This window comes from Kibdelosporangium banguiense, assembly GCF_017876405.1.
GTDB lineage: Bacteria > Actinomycetota > Actinomycetes > Mycobacteriales > Pseudonocardiaceae > Kibdelosporangium > Kibdelosporangium banguiense.
In genome coordinates this window covers 6,143,560-6,167,396 of record NZ_JAGINW010000001.1, presented here as the reverse complement: position 1 = coordinate 6,167,396, position 23,837 = coordinate 6,143,560, and the positions used below count along the sequence as shown (strand labels likewise).

Annotated in this window: 20 protein-coding genes and 1 riboswitch; of the genes, 5 read left to right on the top strand and 15 right to left on the bottom strand. The window is 65.3% G+C overall.

Annotated elements, in window-relative coordinates; genetic code table 11:
- The first annotated feature begins 78 nt into the window (after positions 1-78).
- Complete coding sequence (locus tag JOF56_RS29045) at positions 79-306, top strand: hypothetical protein (RefSeq protein WP_209642660.1); 228 nt, start codon at positions 79-81, stop codon at positions 304-306.
- Between the two features lie 110 nt (positions 307-416).
- On the opposite strand, the gene JOF56_RS29040 is transcribed toward JOF56_RS29045, so the two are convergent.
- The 10 genes from JOF56_RS29040 to JOF56_RS29005 form a co-directional block, all read right to left on the bottom strand.
- Positions 417-1,184 (bottom strand): HEAT repeat domain-containing protein, encoded by a 768-nt coding sequence (locus JOF56_RS29040; RefSeq protein WP_209642659.1) that lies wholly within the window; start codon positions 1,182-1,184, stop codon positions 417-419.
- A gap of 177 nt (positions 1,185-1,361) precedes the next feature.
- Entirely contained in the window at positions 1,362-1,553 is a 192-nt protein-coding gene (locus JOF56_RS29035; protein WP_209642658.1) for a hypothetical protein, read from the bottom strand.
- A 222-nt stretch (positions 1,554-1,775) separates the two neighbouring features.
- Positions 1,776-1,979, bottom strand: coding sequence for a hypothetical protein (locus JOF56_RS29030; protein ID WP_209642657.1), 204 nt, complete (start codon positions 1,977-1,979; stop codon positions 1,776-1,778).
- Positions 1,980-2,210: 231 nt separating this feature from the next.
- Positions 2,211-2,780 carry a hypothetical protein gene (locus JOF56_RS29025; protein ID WP_209642656.1) on the bottom strand — a complete coding sequence of 190 codons (570 nt, stop codon included), beginning with the start codon at positions 2,778-2,780 and terminating at the stop codon, positions 2,211-2,213.
- 3 nt (positions 2,781-2,783) lie between these two features.
- Positions 2,784-3,062 (bottom strand): DUF6973 domain-containing protein, encoded by a 279-nt coding sequence (locus JOF56_RS60795; protein WP_372448394.1) that lies wholly within the window; start codon positions 3,060-3,062, stop codon positions 2,784-2,786.
- Between the two features lie 192 nt (positions 3,063-3,254).
- Complete coding sequence (locus tag JOF56_RS29020) at positions 3,255-3,515, bottom strand: DUF2283 domain-containing protein (RefSeq protein WP_209642655.1); 261 nt, start codon at positions 3,513-3,515, stop codon at positions 3,255-3,257.
- Between the two features lie 498 nt (positions 3,516-4,013).
- A complete protein-coding gene (locus JOF56_RS59620; RefSeq protein WP_281065506.1) occupies positions 4,014-4,142 on the bottom strand; it encodes a hypothetical protein in 129 nt (42 codons plus the stop codon).
- A gap of 111 nt (positions 4,143-4,253) precedes the next feature.
- Positions 4,254-10,337 (bottom strand): PA14 domain-containing protein, encoded by a 6,084-nt coding sequence (locus JOF56_RS29015; protein ID WP_209642654.1) that lies wholly within the window; start codon positions 10,335-10,337, stop codon positions 4,254-4,256.
- Positions 10,338-10,619: 282 nt separating this feature from the next.
- Positions 10,620-11,234, bottom strand: a complete 615-nt coding sequence (gene cobO / locus JOF56_RS29010; RefSeq protein ID WP_209642653.1) for a cob(I)yrinic acid a,c-diamide adenosyltransferase — start codon at positions 11,232-11,234, stop codon at positions 10,620-10,622.
- 10 nt (positions 11,235-11,244) lie between these two features.
- The gene (locus JOF56_RS29005; protein ID WP_209642652.1) at positions 11,245-13,167 is read right to left on the bottom strand and encodes a putative cobaltochelatase; all 1,923 of its coding nucleotides are present in this window, start codon (positions 13,165-13,167) and stop codon (positions 11,245-11,247) included.
- Positions 13,168-13,224: 57 nt separating this feature from the next.
- Positions 13,225-13,338: riboswitch (cobalamin riboswitch) on the bottom strand.
- A gap of 123 nt (positions 13,339-13,461) precedes the next feature.
- On the opposite strand from JOF56_RS29005, the gene JOF56_RS29000 reads away from it, so the two are divergent.
- Positions 13,462-14,304 (top strand): TIGR03621 family F420-dependent LLM class oxidoreductase, encoded by an 843-nt coding sequence (locus JOF56_RS29000; RefSeq protein WP_209642651.1) that lies wholly within the window; start codon positions 13,462-13,464, stop codon positions 14,302-14,304.
- Positions 14,301-15,236: a winged helix DNA-binding domain-containing protein gene (locus tag JOF56_RS28995; RefSeq protein WP_209642650.1), complete on the top strand. Its 936-nt coding sequence runs from the start codon at positions 14,301-14,303 to the stop codon at positions 15,234-15,236. The genes JOF56_RS29000 and JOF56_RS28995 overlap by 4 nt, the downstream gene beginning before the upstream one ends.
- Before the next feature lie 11 nt (positions 15,237-15,247).
- Here JOF56_RS28995 and JOF56_RS28990 read toward each other — a convergent pair whose 3' ends face one another.
- On the bottom strand, positions 15,248-15,937 hold the full coding sequence (locus JOF56_RS28990; protein WP_209642649.1) for a methyltransferase domain-containing protein: 690 nt from the start codon (positions 15,935-15,937) through the stop codon (positions 15,248-15,250).
- On the opposite strand from JOF56_RS28990, the gene JOF56_RS28985 reads away from it, so the two are divergent.
- Positions 15,918-16,346: a helix-turn-helix domain-containing protein gene (locus JOF56_RS28985; RefSeq protein ID WP_245378442.1), complete on the top strand. Its 429-nt coding sequence runs from the start codon at positions 15,918-15,920 to the stop codon at positions 16,344-16,346. The two genes, JOF56_RS28990 and JOF56_RS28985, sit on opposite strands and share 20 nt — an antisense overlap.
- Here the strand turns inward: JOF56_RS28985 and asnB are convergent.
- The 4 genes from asnB to JOF56_RS28965 form a co-directional block, all read right to left on the bottom strand.
- A complete protein-coding gene (gene asnB, locus JOF56_RS28980) occupies positions 16,343-18,178 on the bottom strand; it encodes an asparagine synthase (glutamine-hydrolyzing) (protein WP_209642648.1) in 1,836 nt (611 codons plus the stop codon). The genes JOF56_RS28985 and asnB overlap by 4 nt on opposite strands.
- Positions 18,179-18,303: 125 nt before the next feature.
- Positions 18,304-21,006 carry a lectin gene (locus tag JOF56_RS28975; protein WP_209642647.1) on the bottom strand — a complete coding sequence of 901 codons (2,703 nt, stop codon included), beginning with the start codon at positions 21,004-21,006 and terminating at the stop codon, positions 18,304-18,306.
- A gap of 90 nt (positions 21,007-21,096) precedes the next feature.
- The gene (locus tag JOF56_RS28970; protein ID WP_307855305.1) at positions 21,097-21,711 is read right to left on the bottom strand and encodes a YdcF family protein; all 615 of its coding nucleotides are present in this window, start codon (positions 21,709-21,711) and stop codon (positions 21,097-21,099) included.
- A gap of 18 nt (positions 21,712-21,729) precedes the next feature.
- On the bottom strand, positions 21,730-23,259 hold the full coding sequence (locus JOF56_RS28965; protein WP_209642646.1) for a cobyric acid synthase: 1,530 nt from the start codon (positions 23,257-23,259) through the stop codon (positions 21,730-21,732).
- 105 nt (positions 23,260-23,364) lie between these two features.
- On the opposite strand from JOF56_RS28965, the gene JOF56_RS28960 reads away from it, so the two are divergent.
- On the top strand, positions 23,365-23,802 hold the full coding sequence (locus JOF56_RS28960; protein WP_209642645.1) for a DUF6319 family protein: 438 nt from the start codon (positions 23,365-23,367) through the stop codon (positions 23,800-23,802).
- The last annotated feature ends 35 nt before the right edge of the window (positions 23,803-23,837 follow it).

The following is a 23,837-nucleotide window of genomic DNA, read 5'->3' as shown; positions in this document are numbered from 1 at the left end:
GATCAGGTCCCACCCTCTAGTCATACAGTAGGACTAAATTTCAAACACAGGTAAACGGTGCGATAAGAAGGAATGCTCATGCCCCTCTACTTCCAGTCCCACATCAGCGTCCAGTCCTGGGTCGAGATGGACCACGACGTCCAAGTCACCTACGAGATCGACTCACGCAGCGAGTGCGCCACCTTCTTCTTCGGCGCCCACAACGACTACGTGCTCACCCTCAACCGCCAGAACCTCAGCCAGGTCCTCGAACTGGGCAGCAGAGCAGCCGCCGAACTCGACTCCGCATCCCCCGACAACAGCTGAGCGCTTCCCCGTGGTCACTGGTGACCCTGATCGCCGCCCTCGCGACGATGACCGCCTTCGCTCTGCTCCTGGTGGGCATGGCGATCGCGGCGGTCGCTCCTGACTTTCCGCTATTCCCCGTCAGCCGACCCGATGTCGCCCGGCCAGGTGGGCCGCAGCGCGGGGACTTTGCCGTCAAGTGCCGCGTTGACGACCTCGATGGTCTCCGGTTTCAGACGGGAAGAACGCCGAGCCTCCTCCAACCGATCCCGCATGGTGGAGACAGACAGTGTGATCGCCGCGTACTCCACCACCTTCGGCTTGCGATCCGACAGGCACGCAACAAGCGAATCAGCCACCGAGTCCACAACCGCCGGCGCCACAGCACCATCTCTGGACAATCGCCGGATCGCACCGGTGGCCTCGACGCGGACCCGCCAGTTCCTGTCTCGCAACGCCTTCACAACCAACGGCACAGCAGCAACATCCGCCGTGTCCCCGAGTGCCAGCACTGCAGCGAACCGGCGCATGGCGGTCCAATGCGCTGCGTTCACCGCATAATGCTCGACCGGCGCTGCAAGCCGAAGCCGGCAAATCCCATAATGCAGCCCCAGCGGATGCCGGTAGGCCTGGCGGCCCACCCAAGACTCCACCCTGTCTGCACTTCCTCGCTTCGACCGGGCGAAACAATCGAACGCGTACGACGGATCCCGATCGGGCCGCCGCTCCGCCAGGACCCGGCAGAGCACGGAAGCCACCGTGGCCCGCTGGCCGGCCAGCATGGCCAGGATCCTCTCGTCGAGCCCCTCGTCCGTGCTGTCGATCAACGACCGGATGTGATCTCGCCGGTCCGGGGCATCCACATCCAGCACCGCGGCGAGAGCTGCATCGGTCGACAACGTTATTCCCTTTCCACCACCGAGCCTTGCAATCCAGGACATCTGGCCGTATCCCCGCTTCGGTCAGCTGACACGACTTCCCTGCCATGGTCTTCCACGTCACGGTTCTCAGGCCTATATCAGTCCTTCTGGTGTTCGTCGTCCTGCTCGCGTTCCGCGTCCTGACGCCGCCAACGCTCAGCAAACGTCATCCCGAGACAACGCCGAGAGCGAGACACTGCGTTCGACGTCCCGAGCGACGAGAAGCACCGTCGTGGACGGAAGCACGGATGGACCGGGTCCAATCTGGACCTCAGCCACGTCGGCCCAGGCCAGCGTCATCGCCCTGGCGAGCATCCCTCGATCCACGACATGCTCAGTGGTCACCACGACACCAGATCGTAAAGATCTGCAGGTCATCAGCCCGCCTCCGACACACAAGACGACCGCCGTGACAATCTCCCCGATTCCGGTCAACCCACCAACGAAACCGCTGATCCCTAACAATAAGACCAGGAGCCCTGTGGCGACAGCAAGCCAGCGCCATGGCGATCTCATCGTACAAGGCAAACCGAGAACAGCGGCCTCTTCAGTCATCTTGTGCCTGACACGTCAGTCGCCTGGCTCCCTGTCCTGACGGTCGCCGATCATCACCCGGCGGCGCGACAGATTCAGCCCGAGCACGAGAACTGCGGTCACCAGAGCCGCCACACCCCAGCCAAAATAAATGTTGGTCAAGATTATCAGCGCCAGTCCCCCGACGAAAATCGCCAAACCCACAACGAGAGCAACGGGCCGACTCATCGTCACCTGCATTTCATCAAGGTGGGATCCTGGTGCCGCCAAACACCGCGCGACAACACCAGGATCGCATCGAGCGACGGGCGCCCAAGCCCGATTCGGGTAGAAACACACCCCACGTCCGCCAACTCGAAGCCCTCGGTTACAAGGTCACACTCAAACCCGCAGTATGACCACCACGGCAGTGCCCGGCTCCGCTGTGCTCCGCCGGGCACTGCCGTCTGCCCACTCACGTTCGATTTCGGACTAGTTCATCGCTTCAGCACACCGGAGGTCGCCCTCCATGGTGAACCGGAACTCCAGCCTGTTGGGCTCAGGTCCCAGATCTGACAGTTCCGTCGACATCTGCTCCGACTGTTCCTCCGGGATACCACTCGGCGCGCTCGCCGGAGCACGCGTCGCTGTGTAGACAGCGAGGATGACATGAGGAGGCGACATGCTGTCGAAGCACAGCTCTGGCCTGCCGAAATCAAGGCCTTGACCGGACTGGAACGGCGGGCCTTCGCCGCTGAGAGTCCAGCCGCGGCTGGGAAGTTCCGCGCGGTAGTACTGGCGCAACTGGTCTGTTGTACCCGGGAATTCGAACATCGTTCCGATCCTGCCGACGTTGTCGTCGTCCTGACAGGGCGTCGTCACGTAGTCATCGAAGCCGGTTGCACCCGCTGGGGCCAAGCGAAGGATCTCGCTCTTTGCGAGTTTCCGGCTCAATGACTCTTCCTCCGGAGAACAGCCGCCGCCCAGGGGGGCGATCAGAGGGCTGCAGCCGGAGACCAGCAGTGAGAACGCGAGCAGGACCCCGTGCATGTGACGTGGCATCAGTCACCACCTGTGATGTCCAAGACGCCCCATCGCATCAGCCAGTTCGCCCTCAGTTGTATTACGTAGTTGCTTTGCCGCTGGATATTGCCATACGCGGATAGATCGCCCGATCATGCGTCCGGCCACGTTGTTCCACACGTCGACGGAGTGGTCGCGAGAGCGGTCATCACCCTCGTGCGCGTTTCCCCATGCTGCGGCACTCCTCGAACCCAGAGCCACAGTCAGCATCGCTTGCCAGATGACATGCCGGTAGGCGTTCCCCTCTTTGCGGGCTCCGATGTCAGTGAGGCCGGTAACCTCGCTCGTCGGTTTGCCCAGGAAGCCGCGCTGATCAAGCCACGGTCCGCCTTGGATATCGCCGACGTTATTGCCCTACACGTCCGGGTCCCGCCTGGTCACGGCGAATCCAACAGAGTCAACGGAGACAGCTCCGGTGCCGCGCAGGTCAGCCATCACATACTTCGGGTTGCCTTACTCAGGCACGCGTAACCGCTTGATCAAGCTCTCCGGGAGACAGAACGACGCCCCCAGGATCTCGATCCCATGCAGTGTCCGACCGTTCTCGACATCGAAGATGATCTCACTGTTGGGCGGGCTCTTCTTGACGATGGTCTGCCGAAGTACGGCACCCTGGGCTTCTTCGTCGGAGATGAGGTAAATGTACGCCGCATCTACCTCGGCATCGTAGTGGATCTTCACCTTACCTGTGAGCAATGGCGGGCTGCCATCCATCAGTTCGTCCCCAACCGAGAGGGTTTTCCTGTCTTTATTGCACGCTTGATTTTGTGAACGCCGCGATGGGTTCACCAACGGTACACCCATCGCAGCAATGAGACTATACTTCAGGCTTCTCTGCTTTACGTTTATCAGATCGCCAGAAGTAATAGTCACCGACAGCCAGCGCCAGTGACCCGGCTACAGCTACAGTATCAACGCGCCCACCAAACTGGGCCAGTCGAACACCGCCCACGTGACCATCAAAGCCACTGCGATCACAACTATGAACAGCCGACTGCGACCTATCCGTTCATGCCATAGCCACCAACCGATCGACTGCATAAGCTCTACTTCCTCGTCGGCCACGCATCGTGGATCCCGACCGTTCTCGATCTTGATGCCGATCACCGCGTTCGCAAACCCGGTCTTTCACGTCACCGAAATCGTTCGGCCAGCACAAGGCGAGAACCGCCTCTGTCCGACTTGCGACAAGGGGCGGTTCTCAGGCCTATATCAGTCCTTCTGGTGTTCGTCGTCCTGCTCGCGTTCCGCGTCCTGACGCCGCCAGCGCTCGGCAAACGTCACCCCAAGGAACACGACTAGCCCACCTGCGAGTCCTGGGCCTACCCAACCGCCGATCACTAGACTGACCGTCGACACAACGCCCACGCATACAGCGAGAATCAGTAGGCGCACGGGTGTCAGCCGGGGGAAACGCCTGGAAACCATCATTCTCCTTCATCCAATCCCAGACTAACGCCGCCACCAGAACCAGCGTTTCAAACCCCTGTTTTGCGCACTCCAGTGGTTTCCTCGGTAGAACCACGGCTTGCGATACTGCACGCGGCCGTTGACGCGCAGCCCATGTTGGGTGGGTTTTGCCTGGTTCGCGCCGATTCTGGCACGTGCTGGACCAACGCCGCCGGTCGCTGCGCCCATTGCCGCCGTGCGGAACGCACTGCCCCAGTTCCAATTCGACGTCCCGGCGTTCTGAGCAGAATAACCAGCGAACGCGGCCGTACCACCGACGACCACCCCGCAGACGACGCTGACGCCGCACGCGATCGCACCAGCTGCACCGGCGATCCCGACACCGACCGTCGCGATCGTCCGCCAGTTTCTCTTTGTCCAGTTCCAGGCGGGTTGGATGACGTTGCGGTTGACCCAGTTTCTTGCGCTGGAAAGTTTACGTTCAGCCCAATCACAGAAGCCCCACAGGCACCGCCCATCCAGATCAGTATTGTTGATCGGGTTGGCCGCAGTGTAGTCGTAGTCGTTGGCGGAGCCGCCTTCGACAGGGTCGAGGGACAGGAACCGGCCCAGCAGTGGGCTATAGGGGCGAGCGCCCATCTGTACCAGTGACAACGATCCGGCGTGCTCATAGGGCCGTTGGTGTTGGCCGAGCCAGCCGTGGTCGAACTGGCCAGGTTGGTTGTCGGGCACGTTGTCGGGGTCGATGCTGCCGTCGGCCTTGAGTGGTTCACCGAACGGCGTATAGGTGCGGAGATCACCCACCTGCTTGCCCGCAGTGTCCGTACTCAGGCAGATGTCGCCGCGTACGGTCGGGTGGTCCCACGATGCTGTACCGCCGCTCTTGGTCGTGTACAGCACTCCGCCGGGCAAGGAGATGCTGCGGGTGAGCAAGCGCTTGTCCGACCCAAAAGCCAGATCCGCACTGTCACCGCCGCCGGTGTAGCCGTACAGGACATCAGCGGTCTGATCGCCTTGAGTTGCCTGCCGGCGAATGATCCGGTCGGTCGCGTCCCGGGTGTAGGAGACGACTGCGGGATCAGGACCTGTGGTGCGGGCTGAGGTGTTGCGGTCGGCGCCGTCCCAGGCGAGGGTCGTGACCGCACCGCCGGAGGTGTATTCGGTGGTGGCGCCGTGGCTGTTGTACTTGATGCCGGTCACCGCGTTGGCGCCTGTGGTGGCGAGGATGCGGTCGGCGGCGTCGTAGCAGTAACCGGTCTCGGCGGTGCCAACAGTGGTTTGGTTGAGCAATCGGACGCGGTTGGTGTTCGCCCCGGCGTTGCTCTGGGTGCCGGTGGGGCATCCGGTGGGCGCGGCCGAGGTGAAGTCATAGGTGTAATGATGCCCGGCCACCCATGCCTCGGTCAGCCGCCCGACCGCGTCATAGACATAGTTCGGTGCATTCGGGCGAACATCCACACCAGCCAAGGATTCGTCCACGATTGTGCCGGAGCGTGAGCGCCCCACAGCCGACACGACTTCCCTGCCGTCACTGGTCTTCCACGTCACCGAGGTTGTTCGGCCGGCTGTGTCCTTACCGGTCGCCGCCAGCGACGAGCCGTTGGAGTAGGTCACGGTCGCCAGTTCGCCGGCGGCGTCGTAGGTGACGGTCGCCAGCACGGTGTTGTCCAGCTTGGTGCTCAACAACCGGCCCGCATTGTCGTAGGTCGGGGTGCTGATCTGGGGTGCGTCGCTGGAGTTCGGTGGGGTGAGCTTCTCGGAAACGGCTCGGCCTGGGTGGTCGTAGGTTGTTTCGGTGCGGGTGCCGTGTACATCGGTGTAGGACACCGTTCGTCCCAACAGGTCCACCACTGTCGTCACTGTGCCCGCGGGATCGGACACGGACGAGGTGAGTGGGTCGCCGCCGACCTTGTAGTTGTAGGTCACTGTCCGCGCGGCGGAGGTCGCGCTGGCGGGGACGGTCTGCTCGGTGACCCGGCCGCGCGGGTCGTACTTGGTGCACGACCAATCGCCGGAGGTCGATTTCGCCACGACCCGGCCGGAGGTGTCGTAGATCTGCTCATCCACCCGCGCCGCACCGCTCGCCGGGGTGGTGAGGGTGGTCAGCTTCGCGCCACCACCCTGGGACACCGCAGGTGAACCAGCGACACACGGGTTGGCCCGGGTTTCTCCCTCTGCGTAGTAGCTGTAGGTGACCCGGGCACCGGTGGGCAGCGTCTTGGCGGTACGACGTTTGAACCCGGGCACTTCATACTGCGTCCGCTGGGTCAGGTTGAGACCCGTGGGATCCGTCGAGGTGGACGTGGCCAGGCCGTGGGCGGCGTCCACACCGTCGGTGTAGCGAGTAGCTGTCCGCTGGTCAGGGACACCGTTCGTGTCGGGTGTGTGCGTGGAGGTCGTCAGTCCGTACCGGGGACGCAACTGGCTGCCCGGCACGGCTTCCTGAACGCCACCCGGCTTGGTCCAGTGCAGTTCGAGCTGCGCGTTGTTGTCGAACTCGTAGTAGTCCAGCCGGATGCGTTTGATCGAATCTGCGGCGTCGCTGCGCACCGTGCCCTGCGTCCAGACCGCCGGCCCGGTACGCCACCCATCGACCACCAGCCGATCATCCACCCACACCCGCACGCCGTCATTGGCGAACACCCGCAGCGTGTAGTCGCCCGCCTGGGGAAAGACGATCTCGCCGGTGGCACGCAACGAGAAATGATCGGCCGGGATACCAGTGACAGGCGCGGACATGGCCCAGTTCTTCACGAACTTCCCATCCGGCTCACCCAGCCCGGTGCTGTGCACCTTCGGCGCACCGGTCAGCATGTCGTTGTCATAGAACGCGACCGCCAACCCGTTGATGCCCTCGTCGTACGCGGTGTGCGTACGCGGCACCGTCACGTCGCACTCCGGCTTCGGCAGCAGACCCGTGAAACACGTCTCGGGCGCGGGACCATAGGTCGCGGTCACCCGATCGGCGTGGTCATAGATCGTCGTCGACTTCCGGCCTGCCGCGTCGATGGTGGCGACCTGTTGGTCCTTGACGTTCCACTCGCTACGACTCGTCCGTTGGGTCGCGTCGGTGTCGGTCAGCGTCCGGTACGCCTCATCAAAGGTGACCTTGCGGGCAAACCCCGCCGCCGGACTCAACCCGGCGAGGTCCATCTGGGTTTCGGTTGCTGTCACATACCGGTAGGCGTGGGCCGGTCGCGGTTGGCCCACCGCCGGTGGCGGCTGCGTGACCGTGGACGCCTTCTTACGCCCGTCGTGGTCGATGTAGGCGATCTCGGTCGCCAACGCCGGGAGATCACGATTGGCCAGGTCGGCCGCGATCCAGTCGTTCAACAGCGGGTCACGTACCCGTTGCAGCACACCCTCGCTCGTGTAACCGAAATCGGTCACCTCCTCACCCGGGTCCACTATCCTGGCGAGGTTCCCGGCCCGATACCACAGCACGCTCTGCCTGCCATCCCAATAAGCGATGCGGCACAACATCTGCGCGGGCGCGGTGGCGTCCGCACCCGGCGGCACGGTCTGACCGGTGTAGCAGTCATCACCCGACCGGTTGTAGTGCAACCGAATCACCCGGTTGGACACCGGGTCCTTGATCTCCCGCAACCGCCGCGGGCTGCTGTCATAGACGTACTGCAACGACGCGGGCTTCAGGTCATCGACCGGCGCGGTCTGCGACTCGATCTTTCCGTCCACACCGAACACGAACACATCACCGTCGTGCACCGTGGTTTTGCCGCTGCCGTCGATCGCCAGCGTGCCGTCCTCGCCCTCAGGCGGGGCATAACCACCGGTCGACTTCTTCGTCCAGGTGTGCTTGGCCCCACTGGCATCGGTCAGCACGACAGTCTGATCGGCCTGCTGCGCCGACACATAACCCGCGCCGCCACCGTCCAGATCGGCCGACAGCGTCCAGCCTTCCGACAGGGTCGGGACATCCTCGGTGAACAACCACTCCGGCCGCACCAACTGCGGCGGCACGATCGACTCGTTCGTCGTGCGCACGAACAACTTCACCGAACCCGGCCCATTGGTCTCCGCCAGCTCGGCCTTGATCGGGATCCGCTGCCCCTTGGTCAACGCCACCGACCCGATCGCGTGCTCGCTCGTCCAGTTCACGTTCGAGGGATTCCACTCGTCACCCCGGTAGACGTGCTGGTTGTTGACCCACACGTTCAACGAGTCGTCATGCAGGCCCGCGAACTGATACGTGCCGGTCTCCGGCGCCGAGAAATATCCCGTCCACCGCGCGATCCAGAAATCCGGCGGAAGCGCCGGCGCCAACGGCGACTCGAGGCCGTAGTCGATGTTCACCGACGGCTCCAGCCGCACCAACGACGGCTGCACATTGTCATCGACCGCCCGGTTGTGGTTGACATCGTTGAAATACTCCGCGGTCAACCCACGCGGACTGGCCTGCTGCGAGTTGTACCGGAACGTCAACCCCGCCTCACCACCGACAGCGGGAAACGACGGCGACTTCGCCTCCACCGTGACGTTGCCGTTCGCCAGATTGGTCTCCACCGCACCGACCGTGTCCGACGGCGCCGGACCATCATCACCGATCCGCTGATCAACCCGGAAATGACCAATCCACGACGGTTTCGTCGTCGTGAAATTCGACAAAGTCCACGCCTGCCACGTATACGCCGTCCCATCACGCAACACCCGGTCCGGAACCGTCCACGTGGGAGTGGCGATACACCCCGACTCCACCACGATGCCCGAGTTCGCGTCCGCACCTGTCGCGACCCGGAAGCAGTACTTCACCGGCTCACCATCCGGGTCAGTCACCGGCGAGACCTGCAACGTCGGCGCCGTCTTCGTCAGCACCGAATTGTCAGCCGGGGCGACCAGCGTCGTCGCGGGCGGCGCACTGCCGTAGTCGATGAACAGATCCGCGTCCAGATGCTTGTAGGTCCAGGTACCCGCTTTCTCCTCGCCGGTCAGCATCACCCACGCGCTACTCACATTGTTCCTGACCAGCTCACGCAGCCAGTCAGTCAACCCCTGGCCAGTCAGGTCACCGCCCTCACCCACCACACCACCGGCCAACTGCCGGCCGAAACCGTTGAACTCCAACCGGTCAGCCACCCACGCATCGGCGTTCCAGCTCTTGATCGAACCGACAATGCCCGGCACCCGATAGACACTCAGCTTCGCGCCCACCACATTCGCGCCCATCAACGACGGGAAATCCAGCCGGAACACCGACCGGTTGTAGGTATCCCCCTGCGCCTGGCTGTTGCCGATCCGCATCCCACACCACGAACAGGTGTACCCGTCCGACCGATACGCCAGCTGATCGACATCCGGATACACCACCGTCGGGTCGACGAACACCGGATACACACGATCCTTCGCATGCAACCATTCCCGGCTCATCTCGACCGTCAACACCCAGCCCTGCGCATCCCGCGCAAGCCGGTAACGACCACCGGTCATAGCCGGGGCCGTCTCGCCGTTGCCCGCAGAATCCCAGGCCTCGATCGGCGGCATCACCATCACCGTTTTGCCCGCGGCATCACGGTATTCAAGCCCATCACCGACAAGAACCGGCGTCACACCATCGGTCCGCAACCGGAACGCCCAACTCGTCGCCCCGGGCTTGTGCAGCACAATCGATTCCTTCACCGACCCGCGCGTCACGTTGTACCGCAGGTCAGTGTCCCGTGCCACGCCCTCGTAGCTGAGCGCACCCGCTTCTCCTGTTCGAGCGGGTTTCTTGGTGGCACCGTCCATCGACAACGTGACCCGCTTATCACCCACACCCACCTGCAACAAGCTCGGATCCGCCGCGTCCGCACCGAAACTCGGCGACAACGGATGCCGCGGCGCGGTCAACCGGCCATCAGCCGCCTTCCCCAGACCAATACCAATCGGCTGCCATTTACCCTGCCCATCCTGGACATTCAACGGCACCTTGGACTGCCGGACCGTCGTCGTCCCGTCCGGATTCCGGTACTTCTCGGCATATTGAGTACGTTCGACCGCCACCGAGCGTTTCTCGTCAAACCGCGAACCACCCCGCTCACCCAACACACCGAAATCCGCTGCGGTCTTACCTGACATGGTCTCCGGCGGCACCGGACCACCCGGCAACAACGGCACCTCAGTCACCGGCACCGGACGCAACCCCGACACAGAACCAGCTGGAGAAGAAGCACTCGCAGGAATCTCACACAACGTCAAACCCAGTACGGCAGCTGTCATGCCGGCAAACAAGCGCGCGCGAAAACCGCGCGCCACACCGTGGCGTGCCAAAAGAAACCCCCTCAGGGTCGATCAGTGCGTGCCCCCCGGCAGCGCGCAACCCGAATGAAGTCAGCAACACATCGTTGCCGCACGGTCACCCACTGAACAAGAACCGAACGGGCTAACTTGATCGCACAGTGACCGGCCCGCTCGTCACCATTCGATGCCGCGCTGGCCTTTCTGGCCTTCGTCCATCGGGTGTTTGACCTTTGTCATTGTCACGACGAGGTCGGCGGCGTCGATCAGGGCCTGTGGGGCGTTGCGGCCGGTGATCACCACGTGCTGGTGGCCTGGCCGGTTGACCAGGGTGGACACCACCTCGTCGACGTCGATCCAGCCCCAGTGCAGGGGGTAGGTGAACTCGTCCAGCACATAGAGGCCGTGCTGTTCGGCGGCGAGTCGCCGGGCGATTTCCTGCCAGCCCTCGACTGCGGCTGCCGCGTGGTCCTCGGTTGTGCCTTGTTTACGGGTCCACGACCAGCCTTCGCCCATTTTGTGCCACTCGACGGGTGCGCCTTCGCCTGTCTCGTCGTGCAGACGGCCGAGTGCGCGGAAGGCGTTCTCCTCGCCGACTTTCCACTTCGCCGACTTGACGAACTGGAACACGCCGATCGGCCAGCCCTGGTTCCAGGCGCGCAGGGCCAGGCCGAAAGCGGCCGTGGACTTGCCCTTCATCTCGCCGGTGTGCAGCATCAGCAGTGGCCTGTTACGCCTTTGCCGGGTGGTCAGTCCGTCCGCCGGGACCACCGACGGTTTTCCTTGGGGCACGGCGTTCTCCTCACGCAGCTCGGGCGGCTCGGACGACGCCCGTCACCTGATCGGCGGACAGCTCGGCCAGCCGGACGCAGGCTCCGCCGAGGACTCTGGCCACCTTGGCGGCCAGGCCCAACCGGATCGGGCCTTGTTCGCAGTCGACCACGATTGTCGCGATTCCGTCTGCGGCAAGCATTCCGGCCGCCCTCATGGCGTCTTCCATCGGGTCACGCCCGCCTGCGCTCTGCGTGGCACGACCGTCGGTCAGCAACACGAGCAACGGACGGCGTCGGGGGTCACGAAGTCGTTCGGCAGCAAGAACCCTGCGGACACGCAGCAAGCCGTCGGCGAGCGGGGTACGACCGCCAGTTCGTAGCCGCTTCAACCGCACCGCAGCAGCATCCACAGAGGACGTCGGCGGCAAGGTGACCTCAGCCGAAGTGCCACGGAATGTCACCACGCCGACCTTGTCACGACGCTGATAAGCGTCTCGCAGCAAGGAAAGCACCGCGCCTGTCACAGCCGACATACGTTTGCGCGCCGCCATCGAACCGGAGGCGTCGACACAGAAGAGCACAAGATTGCTCTCCTTGCCTTCACGGACCGCCATTCGTAGATCCTGCGCCTGCAACAGCAATCCGGTACTGTCCCGGCCGCGTGCGACCTGATGCGGCGCCGCAGCGGACAACGTGCCGACCAGGTGCAGACCGTGTCCATCCACAGTAGATGGACGGACAGTATGGCCATTGCGGGCCGTGGCCCGAGATCGACGGCCCGGCGCGCCTTCACCGATCCCAGGGACCTGCAGCAACCGGGCCCGGAACGCCGGCGCGGGCGGGACTGGCGGCTGATCACCACCACCCGATCCCTGAGGCTGCTGTTCGGAATTCTGCGGCAGCTCACCGCCGCCGTCGCCTGGGCCGTCGGGGTCGTCTTCCGGCTCCTGCGCGGCTTCTTCGGCGTCCTGCAGGGCGTCCTGCAGCTGCTTCTCGTCGATTCCCGGCTCGTCAAAGGGATCCCGGCGCCGCCGGTGCGGCAACGCCAGCCGGACCGCCACTTCGACGTCCTCCGCCTCGACCGCATCAGCTCCACGCCAGGCGGCATGCGCGATGGCTGCCCGTGCGACAACAAGATCCGCACGCATACCGTCCACTTCGAACGAAGCGCAGACGGAAGCTATTCGGCGCAACTCCGAATCCGGCAACGAAACGTGCGCCAAAGCCGTCCGCGCCTTGACAATCCGTGCCGCCAACTCGGCATCGGCCGCGGCCCATTGCGCCGCGAACCCCACCGGATCCGCCTCGAACGCGAGCCGCCGACGGATCACCTCGGTCCGCGTCGCCACATCCCGTGACGACAACACGTGCACGGTCAGCCCGAACCGGTCTAGCAGCTGCGGCCGCAACTCGCCTTCTTCCGGGTTCATCGTCCCGACCAGCAGGAAGCTCGCGGCGTGGGACACCGACACGCCCTCGCGCTCGACGTGCGCCCGGCCCATCGCGGCGGCGTCGAGCAGCAGGTCGACGAGGTGATCGTGCAGCAGATTGACCTCGTCGACGTAGAGCACGCCGCGATGCGCGGCAGCCAACAGGCCCGGTTGGTACGCCCGGACACCCTCGGTCAGCGCGCGTTCCAGGTCGAGCGACCCGACCAGCCGGTCCTCGGTCGCACCGACCGGGAGCTCCACGAGCCGCGCGGCCCGCTGGTCGGAGCCGTCATGCGGCGCGTCCGGGCACGACGGGTCTGGGTTGGCCGGGTCGCAGGCGAACCGGCAGCCCGGCACGACGCCGACCGGGGGCAGCAAGGCGGCCAGGGCACGCACGATGGTCGACTTCGCGGTGCCCTTCTCGCCCCTGACCAGCACTCCCCCGATACCTGGATGCACGGCGTTGAGCAGCAGAGACATCCTTAGGTCGTCGTGCCCGACAACAGCTGAGAACGGAAACATCCGCGAGCGATCCTTCCCCGGGTGTCCACGCCCGAAGTCGAGGCCACGGGTGCGCGGGTGCGTACCCGAGCGAAGGTGGAGTGTCTGGCTTCCAGGTCGCCCTGGTCACAGTGGCGGGACCGCACCGGAGTCGCACCGGTTTCCTCCCACACCTTCACTACAGGCATCGTCGCATCCCATGCACCCGAAACCCAACAGCTACCGCTTCGGCCAGGCGTGTCCAGCACCACACCACTTCGCCGGTGCCCGGCCGACCTGGCACGGCTGCGCTACGCTGAGTGATAGGTTCACCCCATGACTGGTACTTTCCGGTTCGGTGTCAACATGACCTCCGTCGGTACACGGTCCGATTGGGTCGCGAAATGCCAACGTGCCGAGGATCTCGGCTACGACGTGATCCTCGTGCCCGACCATCTGAGTATGGGCGCGCCGTTCCCTTCGCTGATGCTCGCCGCCTCCGTCACGACACTGCCCCAACTCGGGACTTTCGTACTGAACGCGGGCTTCTTCAACCCGGTTCTGCTTGCCCGGGACGTGTTCGCGGTCAACACGTACACCGACGGCCGGTTCGAACTCGGCCTCGGCGCCGGCTATGTCCGCGAAGAGTTCGAGGAAGCCGGCCTGGGCTGGCCATCCGCTGGTGAGCGTGTGTCCCATTTGGAGCGAACGGTCGCGGCGATCGTCGAGAAGCACTGGGACATGCCCCTGCTGATCGGCGGCAACGGCGACCGCGTGCTCCGCCTGGCGGCCAAGCACGCCGACACAGTCGCGTTCACCGGCCTCAAAGTCGTTCCCGGCAACCCGCCGCTGGAGTTCCTGCAGGCAGACGAGGTGCTGGAACGCGTCGAATTCGTCCGCGCGCAAGCCGGTGGCCGGACGTACGAGTCGAACATCCTGATCCAGAGTGTCGTCCCCGCTGACGACCGGGCCGCCAAAGCCGGGGAGCTGCGGCAGCTGTACAAGATGGATTTCACCGTCGAGCAGATCCTTGAGCTGCCTGCCCTGCTGATCGGGCAACCCACAGAGATCGCCGACCAGCTGCGGGCCCAGCGGGACCGGTTCGGATTCACGTACTTCACCGTGCTTGAGCCCTCGATGGAGGACTTCGCGCCGGTATTGAAACTGCTCGCTGAATGACCGTTCTCGCACAACGGATGCACGCTCAGCGGCTGAGCTCACCGGCCGCTGACGTGCTCACCGCGGTCGTCGGCGCGGCCGGTCTGCAGGCTCAAGACCCGGCCGCGTGCCGACTCTCGGTTCGGGCCCGCACAACAGGTTTGACTCACACTGACGTCGACAAGGCGTGCTCGGCCGGGACAGTCGTCCGGACCTGGCTGATGCGCAGCACTCTGCACATGGTCGCGGCGCGCGATGTCCATTGGCTGCTTGACTTTCTCGGCCCAGCGATGATTCGCGGGCAACGACGACGGCGTAGCCAGCTCGGCCTGGACGACGACACATGCGCCCGCGCCCTGGCCTGTCTCCCGGAGATTCTGACCGGCCGGGCACTCAGCCGTGCTGAGATCGTGCGCTCGTTGGCGGCGCACGGCGTGTCGATCGAGCCCAAGGGTCAGGCTCCGGCGCACATGATGTTCTACGCCGCAGCCTCCGGCCTGATCTGCCGCGGCGCCGAATTCGACTCCTACGTCCTGCTCGACGAGTGGGTCAAGGACCGGTTCACGCCCGCGGATCCCCTGCAGGAGCTGGGAAGCAGGTACTACCGCGCCTTCGGCCCGGCCTCGGCTGAGGATTTCGCCTACTGGGCAGGCATTCCCCTGGGTCAAGCCCGCAAAGTCCCGCCATCGTCAGCCGACGACTCAAGCTCCGGTGTAGTGCGCCTCCTGCCCGCATTCGACACATATCTGCTCGGCTACAAGCAACGGCCGGTCGGGCCCGAGTTCGCGACCCGGATCAACGCGGGCGGCGGCTGGATCCACCCGACCGTCGTGCTCGACGGCCGGGTGATCGGCGTGTGGAAACTGCGTTCCGGCGAGGTCGAGGTTGAGCCGTTCGAGCCCGTCCCCGACCTCACCACCGAGATAGCCGACATCCAGCGGTTTCTCCACTAGCAACGAAATGATCACTCGGCGCGGGTTCCGGAGGCGATGAAGATCGGGATGGCGACGAACAGCCGGCCGTTGCGTGCCCTGGCGGTTTGATCGTCGAGCCAGGTGCCTTCTCCTGCGATGTTGGCCAGCACCGGCAGGACCGTGGCGTCTGTCCATACGATTGTGCGGACGTCGACGGTGACATCGACGAACCCATTGTCCAGCAAGAGGTTCCGGTATCGGCGGGCAACTCGCGGGTTGGGCATGCCGTCCGCACGGGCGTGGACGAACTCGCGGGTGAGTCCGGGGTCGTCGGAGTCGATCACAAATGTGTCCCAGTCCTGGCCGATGAGCACCGCCCGGCCGTTTCTGGCCAGGACTCGGCGGGCCTCGACGACAGCTTGCGAGGGCTCGGCGAGGGCGTGCAGGACTTTGTCGGCGCGGTAGCCGGTGACCGAGCCGTCGTCCAGCGGCAGCGCGGTGACGTCGGCGACGTGGAACTCGCCTGCGGGCCAGCGCTCGGTCGCGACCTCGATCATGGCGGGGTCGAGATCGACGCCAATGGCATGCACTCCACGGCCAGCCAGCTCACCGACGGCGCGCCCGCTCCCGCAGCCGACGTCCAGGACTGTGTCGCCCAGTGCTTCGTAGGTGTGTTCGCGCAGGTTACGGGCCTGCGGGAGGTCGTCGAAGGTGTCGAGCATGGTCAGCAACGTGGACATGTCCGTCATCCTGCGACTTAATGTCGGCATGAAGTCAATCGGTGAGGTGGCGGCTCAGTTCGGGTTGCCGGCACATGTGCTGCGGCATTGGGAGGCTGAAGGACTGCTGACGCCGACCCGCGCAGGCGACCGGCGCCGCTACACCGACACGGATCTGCACCGGGTCGCTGCGATCCTGATCTCGAAGGAGGCGGGCTTCGGCCTCGCGGACATCCGGACGATGCTGGCCGCCCGATCCGCACAGGACCGCCGTGAGGTGATGGCGCGCCACCGCGAGCGGCTGCTGGCCCGGATCGCCCGTGCCCAGGCCGCACTCGACATGATCGAGGGCGAATGCACGCACGACGACATCATGGCGTGCCCGCATTTCCAGGGCATGCTGGCCGACCGGCTGCGTGACGCACCCTAGAACCGCAGGTCCGGGCGGTAGAGGTCGAGCCAGTGGTACATGTCCAGGACCCGGTCGATGCCCCGGCGAGCGTCGCTGGGCTTGGCCACGTCCTGCTGCACGATGCCCGCCAGCCAGTCCTGATCCAGCAGGTCGTGCACTGGGTGGCCCCGGTCGGCGATGACCTCCTTGGCCTGTTGCTGCAGGCTCAGCGCGTACCCGGGGTCCTGTGTGGACGGATACGGGCTCTTGCGCCTGCCCAGCACCGACTCCGGCAGCACGTGGGCCGTGGCCGCGCGCAGCAGGCTTTTCTCACGGCCGTCGAAGGTCTTCATCGACCAGGGCGTGCTGTAGAGGTATTCGATCAGCCTGTGGTCGCAGAACGGCACGCGCACCTCCAGACCCACGGCCATCGAGATGCGGTCCTTGCGGTCCAGGAGCATCCGCACGAACCGGGTCAGATGCAGGTTCTGGTTCACCCGCATGGTTTTTTGCCACTCGTTGTCACTGTCGCGATGTTCGACCGCCGCGACGGCAGTCGCGTACTGGTCGTCGACGTAACTGTCCAACTCCAGCCGGGCACGGATGTGCGGGGCCAGGAACGCGGCCCGGTCACCGCTCATCGGGCTGCGGTAGGCCAGCCACGGGAACGTCTTCGCGTTCACCGCGACCGGATCGTGCATCCACCGGTATCCGCCGAACACCTCGTCGGCCGACTCGCCGGACAAGGCCACAGTGGACTCCTGTCGGATCGCCTCGAACATCAGGTAGAGCGAGGTGTCCGTCTCGCCGAAGCCGACCGGCATGTCCCGTGCGGTGATCACCGCACGGCGCAGGTCCGGGTTGGTCAGGTCCCCGGGCTTGAGCATGATGAACTGGTGGGTCGAGCCGACCAGGTCGGTTACGTCCCGGATGAACGGTGTGTCCGGGCTGTCCCAGTTCTCGTCGGCGGTGAAGGTCTCCTCACGGCCCACGAAGTCGACAGAGAACGTGCGCAGTTGCTCCCCGAGAGATGCCAGCCGTGCTGCCGCAAGCCCGGTCACCGCGCTGGAGTCCAGCCCACCGGACAGCAGGACACAGCGCGGCACGTCGGAGACCAGCTGGCGGTGCACGATGTCGGTCATCAGCTCCCGGATCCGGTCGATGGTCGTGTCCAGATCGTCCTGATGCTCCGCGGGTCGCAGAGACCAGTACCGGCGCTGCCGGATGCCGTCCCGGTCGACGGTCACGATCGTGCCCGGCTCGACCTCGTACATGTCCTTCCACAACGACCACTTCGGCGCCACGGTGAACCCGACCAGCTCGCGCAGGCCGTCGAGGTCGACTACCTTGCGCGCCAACGGGTTGGCCAGGATCGCCTTGGGTTCCGACCCGAACAGCACGCCGTCGCGGGTCGGGTAGTAGTGCAACGGCTTCACGCCCAGCCGGTCACGGATCATCACCAGTTTGTTCACACGCTCGTCCCAGACAGCCAGGGCGAACATGCCGTTGAGCCGCTCGGCGACCGCGTCGCCCCATTCGAGGTACCCGCGCAGCACGACCTCGGTATCGCTGACCGTCACGAACTTGTGTCCCTTACGCAGCAATTCCTCGCGCAGGTCCTGAAAGTTGTACGTCTCTCCACTGTAGACCATGGCGACCTCGCCCGACGGCGTCGGCACCGACATCGGCTGACGGCCGCCGGGCAGGTCGATGATGGCCAGACGGCGGTGGCCCAGGCCGGCATGCGCCCGGATCCAGGTGCCCGAATCGTCCGGTCCACGACAACCCATGGTCGCCGTCATCGCGTCCACTGTCTGCGAACGGATGGTCAGGTCGGTCTCGAACGCCACCCAGCCAGCGATTCCACACATGGTCTTCCCCGATCTCAGGGCGATCCCGTAGCCCCTTGAAACGATCGGCACCTCGGTGGCCGGTGTCAACGCGCGCGTCCAACCAGGAACATCCCTGTTGGACGGTGCCGCTTCTCCAGTAGCGATCAGGGAATTCGCCAGGTCTGAGCACCGCTCTGGTTGCAGTCGTAGATCTGCAGCTGGGTGCCGTTGGCGGAGTTGCTGTTGGGCACGTCCAGACAACGACCGGATGATGGGTTCACCAGGGCGCCGTTGGGTTTCGGCCACCACTGCTGGGCGCCGGTTCCGTTGCAGTCCCACAGCTGGATCTTGGTCCCGTTCGCCCGGCCACTGTGGTCGACGTCGACACACCGGCCGAGCGCCCGAATTGTCCCATCAGAGCTCAAAGTCCATTGCTGGGCCGCCGATCCGTTGCAGTCCCAGATTCGAACCTTGGCGCCGTTGGTGGTCTGACTCGGGTCACCGTCCGCGCACTTGCTCGCCAGACCGACGATCGCGCCCGTGCGTGGCTGCGCTGGACCGACGTCGAAGGACGGTGGTGCGTCCGCGGGCGCGCTGCCCCACGAGGTGTTGGCGGTCGTGCCGAGGGTGAAATCGAGCGTGCCGCCGTTGAGGACGAACGACTCCGGCAGCCAGGCACGATTCGAGGTCTGGCCGTTCACGCGGAGGCTCTGCACGTATTTCGCGCTGTCCGAGGCGTTCGGCGCGTTGATCGTGATCGTCTTGCCGTTGCCACGACTGATCACGGTCGTCGGGAACTGCGGGCTGGCCAGCACCAGTTCGGCCCGGCCGGGCGCCTGCGGGTACATCCCGAGCGCCGCCCACACCGCCCAGGACGACATCTGCCCAAGGTCGTCGTTGCCGACGATGCCCTCGGGTAACGGTTTGAAGATCGTGGTCAATGCCCGCCGGACCACATCCTGCGTCTTGTACGGCGCGCCCGCGTAGGCGTACGCCCATGGCGTGTTCAGGGTCGGTTCGTTGCCCAGGTAGGCCATGTTCTTGGTCGGCCCGGCGTTCAGCTCGGTGAAGAATGAGTCCAACCTGGACAGTACGGCAGCGTTGCCGCCCATGGCGTCGAACAGCCCTCGATGGTTGTAGGGCACCATCCAGGCGTATTGTCCGCCATTGCCCTCGACGAACTCGTTCTGCTGAGTCGGGCTGAAGGACGGGAACGAGGTGTCGGTGTTGCGTGGCTGGATGTATTTGCTGCCCGACTCGAACAGGTTGCGCCAGTTCTGGGCGCGGCGCAGGAAGTTCTCGGCGTTCGCGGTGTCCCCGAGCCGGGCTGCCAGCTGCGAGATCGCGAAGTCCGCGCTGGTGTACTCCAGAGTTGTCGACGCCGAGCCCCACACGTCGCCGAGACCGGTCGGCACATAGCCGTACTGGTTGTACTGCAGCCAGCCCGGCCGCTGACGGACATCGTTGACACCCGCCACGATCCGGCGCAGGCCGTCGGCCGCGTCAAAGCCGGTTGCCCCGAACGCGTGCATAGTCGAGACGATGATCGACACCGGGTCGCCGTTCATCACGCCCGTGCCGCCGTTGGCGACCGTCCAGCGGTCGAAATACCCGCCGTACGCGGCCTGATTGATCGCAGACTGGGCGATATCGGCCGCTTCCGCCGGAGCGATCAGGGCGATCAACGCGACCTGGGACCGGTAGACGTCCCAGCCGGAGAAGTTGGCGTACTGGGCATGCCCGCCCGGCACGGAGTGGATCTGCCTGTCGAATCCCGTGTATCGGCCGTCGACATCGCTGAACACGTTGGGGTGCAACAAGGAGTGGTACAGCGAGGAGTAGAGGTTGCGCAACTGCGCGTCCGTGCCGCCGGTGACGTTGATCCGGCCGAGCAGGTCGTTCCAGGCGTTGCGCGTGCCGGTCTTGACCTCGTCGAAGCTGCGCGTTCCCTGTTCGGCATTCAGGTTCGCCTGCGCGCCGTCAAGGCTGACGAACGAGATCCCGACCCGCGCGGTGACGGTCCGGTTCGTGCTGGTGTCAAAGGAAACGAACGCCGAGGCGGCCAGCGGCGTGACATCGTTCGTGATCGCCGGAGGTTTCCTGGTCTGCGGGCCGACCTTGGGAGAGGCCGGGACGTCGCTCTTGCCCTCGATGGACTTGCGGCTCTCATCGACCTTGCCGTCCGCGCCCGCGACACCTGATGTGGCAAACGGCCGGTCGAACGTGGCCTGGAAGTAGATCCGGTACCGGTTGCCCGCGCCGCAGAATCCGCCGCCGTCGGTGTACCCGGACAACGTGTTCGTGCCGATCGTGATCGTGCCGCTGGCCGCGTTGAAGGCTTTCGCCGCGTCAACCGACAGCGAAGCGCGCTGACCTGCGGGGTACGTGAACCGCGCCATGCCTGAACGCTGAGTCGTGGTCAGTTCGGTGCGTAAGCCGTTGTCGAAGGCCACCGAGTAGTAGCCGGGGGACGCGGACTCGTTGGCATGCGAGAACGTGTACTGGCTGACGGGACTCGCGCCCAACGCCGGCATGAACGGGATATTGCCGAAGTCGCTGCACCCCGGCCCTGAGAGGTGCGTCAGGCTGAAGCCTTTGATCCGGTTGTCGTCATAGTGGTAACCACCGTGCTGGTGGGTCACGGTGTCCGGACTCCACTGCAGCATCCCGAAAGGCGCGTCCGCCCCTGGGAACGTGTTCCCGGCGCCGCCACCGTGCCCGAAATCCGGGCCACCGGGCTTCGTACCGACAAACGGATCGACGTACTGGGCGGGATCGGAGACCAGGACTTTCGGCGCGGCTGTCGCGGGAACGGCGGCGAACATGAGCGCCGCTGCGAACCCCAGAGTTGCGGCGAGTACACGCATGATGTTCCTCCTGCAGGGAGGGGAGGGTTGACAACGTTGTCAACCGTAATTTTCGCACCACTCCCACCCGCTGTGGAACCACCGCTCGGCTTAACTACCCTGCTGGCGACGCATCCGGGCGAGGCTCCGCCTGCCCCGGGCGATGGCCCGAAGGCCGTGCAGGGCGAGCAAGGGTTTGAGCGGCCACGCCTCGCCGAACCGGTAGTCGGCGGCGCGTACCAGGCGTTCGGCGAGGTCGGGACGTTGGTGACGCAAGTAGAGGCGCGCTTTCTGGGCGTGCAGCGGATTCGACACGATCTTGATCTGATCGGCGTGCTCGATCAGCGGGATCACGTTTTCCACGTTCTGCCAGGTGCTTCGCGACTCCTCCTCCAGCTGTACCGGCCCGGTGAAGCCGCATTCCGACACCGCGTAACGGGCCAGCAGCACCGCCTCGGACCCCGAGGCCCCGCCATTCCCGCCGGAACAGATCAGGATCGAGCTGGCCAAGGCCGGGTCGATGGAACGCAGTGCCGCTCGCACTCGCCACCGGTTCATCGCGTTCGCACGGTCGCCGCGGATATTCCGGTACCCGAGCACGACCACTGCCTCGCTACGAGCAGGCAGACGCTCGTACGTGTGAGCACGGCTGGCCCGCCAGTGCACGAACTCGCCCCATACGGCCAATCCACAAAGCCCGAGAATCACCCGCGTTGCCCGTCTCACGATTTGTACCTCCCCAGGTCATTTGCCGGTCGGAGCCCCAGGCGGCAGGACCGGCAGTCCGGACGGCGCTCCCTCGGCGAGCAGCCGACGAAGGACATCGGTGTCAAGGTGGTCGGCGACCAGGTCGGCCAGCAGGTCGAGCTGGGCTTCCCGGAGCGCGGCGAACGACGTGTCCTGCGCGACGACGAACCCGTCGCGGCCCGCATGCGCTGCGGCCCAACGCAAGAACTCACGTCTGGGCTCGTCGTTCTCGAGCAGGCCATGCCAGTGTGTGCCCGCGATCGCGTCCTGGAGGACGCCTTCGGGCGTGCCGTCCGGGAGGGTCACCAGGCCGTTCGGGGGCTGGCTGACGACTGCGCCATGGTGGATCTCATAGCCTGTCGCAGGCGCGCCGAAAGCCAACCCGTCCGGGCGACGCAGGGTCTTGCGCGGCTGGAACTCGATCTCGATGTCCAGCAGGCCCAGCCCGGTCACCGCGCCCGCCGCGGATTCATACGAATCGGTGATCTTTTCGCCCAGCATCTGGAAGCCGCCGCAGATTCCCAGCACCGGCAGGCCCTTGCGGGCGTGAGCCGTGACCGCGTCGGCCAGTCCGGTGCGGCGCAACCAGTCCAGGTCGTGCACGGTCGCCTTGGAACCCGGCAGCACTACCAGATCCGCGTCCGCCAGGCGGGACGGCTCGGTCACGAACCGGACCGACACGCCCGGCTCGCACGCCAGCGCCTCGACGTCGGTTCCGTTGGAGATCCTTGGCAACCGGACCACCGCGACCCGCAACCACTGTTGTCCCAGAGGGGGTTGCGCGCGGCCGATGACGCCATCCGGTGTGTAGGACAGGGAATCCTCCGCGTCCAGCCACAGTTCCCGGTGCCACGGAACAACTCCGAGCACTGGTCGGCCAGTCAGGTCCTCGAGCTGGCCGAGCCCTGGCGCGAGCAAGGCCGGGTCGCCGCGGAACTTGTTGATCACGAATCCGGCCACCAGCACCTGGTCGGCGGGCGAAAGCAGGGCGACAGTCCCGTACAGATGCGCGAAAACGCCACCTCGGTCGATGTCCCCCACGACCACCACCGGCAGGTTCGCCGCCCTGGCCAGGCCCATGTTCGCGATGTCGTCGGCCCGCAGGTTGATCTCCGTCGGCGAGCCCGCACCCTCGCAGATCACCACGTCGTACTCAGCCCGTAGGCCTTCCAGCGTGGCCAGCACGGTCTCGAACAGCTCGGGTTTACGGTCCCGATAGGACATCGCCGTGGTCTGGCCGACCGCCTTGCCCAGCACGACGACCTGCGAACTTCGGTCGCCGCCTGGCTTGAGCAGGACCGGATTGAACCGCACGCTCGGCGCCACCCCGGCGGCCGCCGCCTGCAGCGCCTGTGCCCGGCCGATCTCGCCGCCTTCCATCGTGACGACCGAGTTGTTCGACATGTTCTGTGCCTTGAACGGCGCCACCCGGACGCCCTGGCGGGCCAGCCACCGGCACAGCCCCGCGACCAGCACACTCTTGCCGGCGTCCGACGACGTACCGGCCACCAGCAGGCCTCCGCTCACCCCGCGAACCCTATCGGGATAGTGTCTGGCTACCCCACGAACACGCACGGTCGAACACGTGTTCTAGAATGGGGTCCCCCTCCACGTGACCACGAAAGGACCAGGATGACCGCTCCAACCGCCGAGGCGGCAAGCGCTCCCGGTGACGAGGAGGTGCCTGCGTCGACCAACGGACAGGGCACCGAGGGCACCGACGCGGCAACTGACGCGCCGGTCGCCGAGGAGAAGCCCAAGCGCGCCACACGGACCAAGAGCACCGCGAAGAAGACCCGCACCATCGAGCTCACGCTCACCGTGACGGGCACCCTCGACGGTGCGTGGCAGGCCGATCTGATGCACGGCAGCACCCGCGTCGTGCAGGGTCTCTCCATCCCGGCCGCGGCAGTCGCCAAGGCCTCCCAGGAGCTGCACCCCGAGATCGCCGAGAAGATCGACGAGGTGATCACCGCGGCACGCGAGCAGCACGAGTCGCGTCTGCGTGAGCTCGAAGCCGAGGTCGCGAAGGTCAAGCAGGCCCTCGCGGACCTCGACGGCGAGTCCTGACGAAGGCTCCCGCCGCCGGGCCACCCCCGGCGGCG